General features: G+C 53.8%; 4 protein-coding genes and 1 pseudogene. All 5 read right to left on the reverse strand.

Annotation, left to right across the window (positions count from 1 at the left end):
- Nucleotides 1-36: 36 nt before the first annotated feature.
- Nucleotides 37-1,182: a THUMP domain-containing class I SAM-dependent RNA methyltransferase gene (locus ACOYIE_RS08650; protein ID WP_433412353.1), complete on the reverse strand. Its 1,146-nt coding sequence runs from the start codon at nucleotides 1,180-1,182 to the stop codon at nucleotides 37-39.
- Nucleotides 1,183-1,287: 105 nt separating this feature from the next.
- Entirely contained in the window at nucleotides 1,288-2,850 is a 1,563-nt protein-coding gene (locus ACOYIE_RS08655) for an oligosaccharide flippase family protein (RefSeq protein ID WP_433412355.1), read from the reverse strand.
- A gap of 89 nt (nucleotides 2,851-2,939) precedes the next feature.
- The gene (gene tgt, locus ACOYIE_RS08660) at nucleotides 2,940-4,097 is read right to left on the reverse strand and encodes a tRNA guanosine(34) transglycosylase Tgt (RefSeq protein ID WP_433412357.1); all 1,158 of its coding nucleotides are present in this window, start codon (nucleotides 4,095-4,097) and stop codon (nucleotides 2,940-2,942) included.
- A gap of 6 nt (nucleotides 4,098-4,103) precedes the next feature.
- Nucleotides 4,104-5,129 (reverse strand): tRNA preQ1(34) S-adenosylmethionine ribosyltransferase-isomerase QueA, encoded by a 1,026-nt coding sequence (queA, locus tag ACOYIE_RS08665; protein ID WP_433412359.1) that lies wholly within the window; start codon nucleotides 5,127-5,129, stop codon nucleotides 4,104-4,106.
- A 62-nt stretch (nucleotides 5,130-5,191) separates the two neighbouring features.
- Nucleotides 5,192-5,798: pseudogene (locus ACOYIE_RS08670) on the reverse strand (hypothetical protein); the annotation flags it as partial.

Consider the following 5,798-nt stretch of genomic DNA (forward strand, 5'->3'; position numbering starts at 1 on the left):
TAAAATTTATGAATTTTTTGTGAATCCACGCAGTGCTTATTTCGTATTTTTAGCAGAGTTGCGCGGAGAGTGCTTAAAATACATATAGAGATCGCATTTCAGCATGCCGTTATACAATTTACGACGCTTATCCGCTTTTCTGCCATAGCAGCGCTCAAACAACGGATCAGAGCTGAGAATATACTGTTTCATCGGGGATTGCGCTGCCGCCCTGCCCAAACCGGCATACAGCGCCTCTGCCGACTGTACATCAAGCAGCCTTTCTCCATAAGGCGGGTTGGCAAACAGTATGCCTGCGCCGGAATAATCCCGCCGCAGCGCGTCCGCCTGTTCAAAGAACACGGTACCGGATACCCCTGCCTTGCGGGCGTTTTCTATAGAAAGCTGTACGCAGGCCGGATCAACATCGCTTCCTACAATATCGAATTTTTCCGCGCCGCGCGCAAGCTCCAAAGCATTTTCACGCGCACACTGCCAGGCAGACGGCTCAAAGCAAGGCCATTTCTCCGCAGCAAACGCCCGCATCAGTCCGGGCGCCCGATGCTGCGCAATCAAAGCGGCCTCTATCGCGATGGTGCCTGATCCGCAAAAGGGGTCGAGCAGAGGTTCTCTTCCACGCCACCGTGCCAGCTTTACCATAGCCGCTGCCAGCGTTTCCCGCAGCGGTGCGGCGTTTGCATTGGCGCGGTATCCGCGTTTATGCAGGCCCGCGCCGGATGTATCCAGGTATAACTCGGCAACATCGTGCATAATCGCAAACTGAATCTGATATTTTGCGTCCGTTTCCGCAAACCAGGAAATGCCGTATGCGCTGCGCAAGCGTTCGACCACCGCTTTTTTGATGATTTTTTGGCAATCCGGAATGGAGTGCAGTTGGGAATTTAAGCTATATCCCTTCACCGGAAACGCCCCGTCTTTCGGGATAAACTGTTCCCACGGCAGTGCGCGGACACCCTCAAACAGCGCGTCAAAATCGTCTGCCGGAAACGTCCCCAGGCGAATCAGCACACGTTCGGCGCAGCGCAGATTGAGGTTGGCCCACGCCAGCGTATTTTCATCGCCTTCAAACAGCACCCTGCCGTTTTCCGTCTGCACCGCGGTCAGCCGGCCGCCAAATCGCAGTTCATCGGCTACGATTCCCTCCAGTCCGAAAAGTGTTGGACAGCACATTGTCAATTCCATGTCTATTGTCACTCCTGTTCAGAAAAAAGCTCTTGCCGCATCTGCGGCAAGAGCCGGTCCATCTGCTCTCATATTATCCGCTTTGCATGCCTTTGTCAAGCATCGTTACCATGTGCATATTCTGGGAAACTGTGTTTTTTCAATACGCTGACCCAGGTAATGCAGCAATCTGACTCCGAGCAGACGCAGCACCAACGTATATAGAGCCGCTGCGCCAATCAGCGTACACAGCAGCGCCCCTGCCTCTGTGCGAAAAGCATTCCGAAAAAAACCATAAAAGAAGCGCGTCCAACCGAAAAGCGTTGCGCCGCATAATATCGGAACGCCAAACCGCCGAAAAGGATGCAGTGCAAATCGGCTTCGACGATGCAAAATACAAACATTTACACCAAAGGCTCCCGCACTGGTAAGCAGCATGGCCAGCAGATATCCATAGACCCCCATCGAAGGCAGAGCGCACCAACGATACAGCAGCACAATCTGCATACATTCGGCCAAAACGCCTGTAACAACACTCAGATGCTGCAATCCCAGCGCATTGAGCAAGCCGGCGGTTACCATTTGATAATAACTCGCAATCGCAACAGCGCCCAAAAGAGAAACATATTCCGGCGTCAGCGGCTGCCGGAAAAACAATTCGCTCAGGCGGGGCGCAAGCGGCACCAGAACAGCCGTGGCCGGAAACGCGATCAGGCCAACAGTCGTAATCGCTCTGCCGGTCAGCGCGCATACGCGCGCCCGATTCCCCCTTGCCTGGGCGGCAGTGACCGCGGGCAATAAAGCGGTATTCACCGAACTGACCAATGCAACCGGCAGCAGCAGCAGCGGCAGTGCCATACCGGAGATAACGCCCAGCGCTGAAAGAGCCTGCTCATAGGTCATTCCTGCAAGCATCAGCCGCTGCGGCAGCAGGATGGCTCCGGCAGAACTGATCAGGTTTCCAATCAGGGCAGATGCGGACAGCGGCAGTGCAATCCGAAAAAACTGTCCTGCCATCGCGCCGTTAATCTGCGTATGAAGACTGACGCCAGGTATGTTTTTATGAAACAGCCAGGTGAGCAGCAGCGCGCTAAAAATTTCACTGACAACCATCCCGGCAAAAATGAGCATAGCAATCGTACCATACTCATTTCCCCGATACTGAAACAGCAAAACACCTACTGCGCAAATGCGAACAAGCTGCTCCCCCACTTCGGATGCCGCTGTATACTGCATTTTTTCCAGCCCGATAAACAGCGCCTTAAAAATATTCTCCACTCCAGTCAGCGCCAGGCAAAGCGCAAGAAACGGGAATGCTCTGGCACATCTTCCATCGCCTAACAGCTTGATGGAAATGGGTTCGCGCAGCAACAGTATGACAGCCGTGCAGGCCGTACAAAGCATGAAAAACGCAGAAAAAGACAGCCGAAGCACCGCCCCCGTCTGCTTCCGCTCCCCTCTGGCCCGGCTGGCGGCAGTCAGGCGGGAGCAAGCCATTGTCACGCCCGAAAGGCACCCTGCATTCAAAACCAGGTAAACCGAATTGACCAGGCGGTACACACCCAGGCCCTCTGCTCCTGCAAAATGACTGAGCAAAATTCGATAAAAAAAGCCAAGTGCTTGCAGCAGCAGGTTGCCGCACGCCAGAATGCTTGCATCATATAAGATGGTCCTTTTTTGTATTCGCACAGCACAACCCCATTTCACTCCACGATATGCATGGCTGCGCTGCGATATGAATAAACCCCTGCACATAAAAGTGCAGGGGCACAATTCTTTTAAATACGTTTTCCCATTTTTTCACTGTATTCAGCACGGAATGCAGCAAACGTTCCGTTATCCAGCGCGTCGCGAATTTCCTGCATCAGATGGTTATAGAACCACAGATTGTGCATCACCAGCAGACGCTGGGACAGCATTTCTCCGCTTTTCAGCAGATGACGCAGATAAGCGCGGGAGAAACGCCGGCAGGTCGGGCACTGGCAGCCCTCTTCAATCGGCCGGTCATCCGTCTGATATTTGGCGTTCATGATGTTCATTACACCGTTATGCGTGTAAAGATGCCCATGCCGTGCGTTGCGCGTCGGCATCACACAGTCAAAGAAATCAATGCCGCGGGCAACGCCTTCAATAATATTGGAGGGCGTCCCCACTCCCATCAAATAGCGCGGCTTGTTGACCGGCGCATGCGGCAGCACCACATCAAGAATATGATACATGGTTTCTGTGCTTTCTCCAACCGCAAGGCCGCCTATCGCATAGCCAGGCAGGTCAAGCTCTGCAATGGCCTGCATATGCTCAATGCGGAGATCGTCATAGGTGCCGCCCTGGTTAATGCCAAACAGGAGCTGATGCGGGTTAACGGCATCCGGCAGGCTGTTCAGCCGCGCCAGCTCCGCTTTGCAGCGGCCCAGCCAGCGGGTTGTCCGGTCAATAGACGCCCTGACATATTCATATGGGGCAGGATTTTCAATACACTCGTCAAAGGCCATAGCAATATCCGAACCCAGGTTGGACTGGATGCGCATGCTTTCTTCCGGCCCCATGAAAATTTTGCGGCCGTCTACATGCGAGTGAAAGGTAACGCCTTCTTCCCTGATTTTGCGCAGCGTTGCCAACGAAAAAACCTGAAATCCGCCCGAATCCGTCAGCATCGGTCCGTCCCAGCGCATAAATTTGTGCAGACCGCCCATCTGTTTGACGATCTGGTCGCCTGGGCGCACATGCAGATGATATGTGTTGGACAGCTCAACCTGGCATCCCAGTTCTTTGAGGTCAAATGCATCAACCGCGCCCTTTATTGCGCCTGCGGTGCCGACATTCTGAAACACCGGCGTCTGTACCACACCGTGCGCGGTGCAAAACTCACCTCTTCGAGCATTGCCTTCCGTTTTAAGCAGATGAAATTTTCCGATTTCCATAATTCCCTCTTCCATTTCCAATCAATAGAGCAGCATGCTGTCTCCAAATGAGAAAAACCTGTATTCTTCATCAATCGCCTGACGGTATGCATCCATCACCATATCGCGTGTTGCAAAAGCCGAAATCAGCATCATCAGTGTGCTTTCCGGCAGATGAAAGTTCGTGACCAGATGATCTACCGCTTTAAATCGATACCCTGGGTAAATAAAAATATCTGTCCAGCCGGACTGCGCCCGCACATGGCCGGTATCGTCCGCGATCGTCTCCAGCGTGCGGCAGGCCGTCGTGCCAACCGCCCAAACCTTGCCACCTGCATCCCGTGTCTCGTTCACCGTCCGTGCGGCAGATTCGTCCATCACATAATATTCCGAATGCATCACATGATCGGTGATCTCGTCCTCCTTGACCGGACGGAAGGTCCCAAGTCCGACATGCAGTGTGACAAATACCAATTTCACGCCCTTCTGTTCCAGCGCTGTAAGCAAATCCTCGGTAAAATGCAGGCCGGCGGTCGGCGCGGCAGCCGAACCGGGCGTTTTGGAATATACTGTCTGATAGCGTTCCGGATCATCCAGCTTGGCCTTGATATACGGCGGAAGCGGCATGGTGCCGAGCTGATCCAGCAGTTCCAGAAAAATACCGTCATAGTGGAAACGAATCAGACGGTTTCCGTCCGCCTGCACCGACTCAACTGTCGCGGTCAGCAGGCCGTCCCCAAAGGTCAGCTCCACACCGGCACGGGTTTTGCGTCCGGGCCTTGTCAGACATTCCCAAAGTCCGTCCCCCTTATCGGTCAGCAGCAATACCTCAGTCGGCGTCGTATGTCCCACCGCATGTCCCATCAGCCGCGCGGGAATGACGCGCGAATTATTGAACACTATGCAGTCCCCAGGCTGCACATAATCCAGCAAATCCCGAAAATGGCGGTGCGTTACCGAGCCATCGGCCCTGTCCAGCACCAAAAGACGGGATGCGTCACGCTGCTGCAGCGGGTGCTGCGCAATCAGGCGCTCGGGAAGTTCAAAATAAAAGTCGCTTTTTTTCATGGTGAAAACAAAGGCGCTTGCAGAGAAGCGCCTTTGTACTGTCCTCCTTTACTGCGTTCCGGTCAACGCGCAACCGAAATGCCTGTATAATAAAATTTCAAAATATCTTCATATCCAAACCCTTGTTTGGCCATAGCATATGCGCCCCACTGGCTCATACCGACGCTATGCCCCCACCCTGAGCCGGCGAAGGTGTAGCTGTCCGCCCCTGACACAGGCGGGATATCCGGCTGCTCCGGATCTGCGGCGCTGGAAATCAGCACGGTTTTGTTTTTGTATCCCACGTCAAAACCTATCGCGCTGCCAATATCGCGCACCCGATAATAATTGTTGCCGTTCACGCGGTATCCGGTCAGCGAAATCGGTTCTCCATCTAAAACGATAGCTGATTCCGATGGTGTGCAGCTCTGAATTTCCGTTGAACCGGCTGCCGCCATTTCGCCGCCGACGGTCTGATAGGCCGCGCCGGAAGTCAGGACGATGCGGTTATTGGCGCCATCCCAGGTGACGTTAAACTGGCTGTCCGTTCCGTTCAGAATAAAAGCGATGTCACGCAGCTTGTAGTAATTCTCGTCCTGAATGTTCCATCCCTGCGGCGAAACCGGCTGATCATCGAGCGTCACCTTATGAGTTGACGGCGCAATGGAAAAGCTGCGGCTTTTCTGAACC

Origin of the sequence: Agathobaculum sp. (assembly GCF_050946325.1) — a bacterium.
Taxonomy (GTDB): domain Bacteria; phylum Bacillota; class Clostridia; order Oscillospirales; family Butyricicoccaceae; genus Agathobaculum.

Excerpts from the sequence above, each read along its gene's own strand:
- ACOYIE_RS08650 (WP_433412353.1), bottom strand. The coding sequence starts at position 1,182 with ATGGAATTGACAATGTGCTGTCCAACACTTTTCGGACTGGAGGGAATC.
- tgt (WP_433412357.1), bottom strand. The coding sequence starts at position 4,097 with ATGGAAGAGGGAATTATGGAAATCGGAAAATTTCATCTGCTTAAAACG.
- queA (WP_433412359.1), bottom strand. The coding sequence starts at position 5,129 with ATGAAAAAAAGCGACTTTTATTTTGAACTTCCCGAGCGCCTGATTGCG.